The following is a 928-nucleotide window of genomic DNA, read 5'->3' on the forward strand; positions in this document are numbered from 1 at the left end:
CGCTTCCGACATCATCGCGGGATTTCCTAAACCTTTTTCGCCCGCCGCTTGTATTTCGTTAAGCCGCTTCTCCATCGATGCGCGTTCGTTAAGGGCTTCCGTAAGTTCCTTCGTTTTGGATGTGAGCGTTTCAATATCCGCGGCTGTTTGGTCAACCGGCGCTTTATCAAGTAGCGTATTAAGTTCCTTCTGCGCCTTCATCATTTCTTGCGTAGCTCTTGCGTCTTCTCCCTTTTTCGCAACTAATGCACCGATTCCGCCCGCCAATGCTCCGATTGCAACGATCGCGAGTCCAATTGGACCTGCGGAAGCTCCTAACGCAACTATGCCCGCCTTGATAAGCGCCAATGCCGGAGGAACGGTAGCGAGTACGGTAACAAACGCAAGCATTCCGGCTGTTCCCGTTGCAAGTCCGGCTACGAGTGCTTTGTTCTCCGTTACAAAATCAGCTAGCGCAATTATCGTCGGAGTCAGCGATTCAAGCGTTTTTTGCACAACGGGAGTAAACGACTCGCCGAGTGCGACGCGTGCTTCATTCGTAGCCTGAGCGAAACGGTTCTGCGTACCAGTGAACCCTTGCATTGCTTCGTCCGCGTTGCCCGTAAATATTGCACCCTCACGCATAAATCCGTAGTACGCCGCTTGAATCTTTTCAGCGTCCGTTAATCTGCCCGCCGTTGTTCCGATAGATGCCGCGTATTCCGCTTGCATAACGGATAGATTCTTCGTTACGCCGACAGCATCGGACAGTACAGAGTTACCGTTCTTAATACCGTCGAGTGACGCTTGGATAGCGCCGCCCATCGTGTAGAAAGATTGGCGGTTATACGCGGCTGAATCCGCAAGTGAGTTAATAAGCCTCGTAGACTCTCCGAGATCGAGTCCGGTAGACATCGCGGTCTTAAACGCTAGCACCGATTCAGTGAGC

The 928-nt window shown here is 52.3% G+C and carries 1 protein-coding gene; it reads right to left on the reverse strand.

All coding sequences use genetic code 11. The features are described from left to right. The coding region (locus CA598_RS32590; RefSeq protein ID WP_218832646.1) for a hypothetical protein at window positions 1-928 on the reverse strand (928 nt) is incomplete at both ends.

The organism is Paenibacillus sp. VTT E-133291 (assembly GCF_002264395.1).
Lineage (GTDB): Bacteria > Bacillota > Bacilli > Paenibacillales > Paenibacillaceae > Paenibacillus_AQ > Paenibacillus_AQ nitricinens.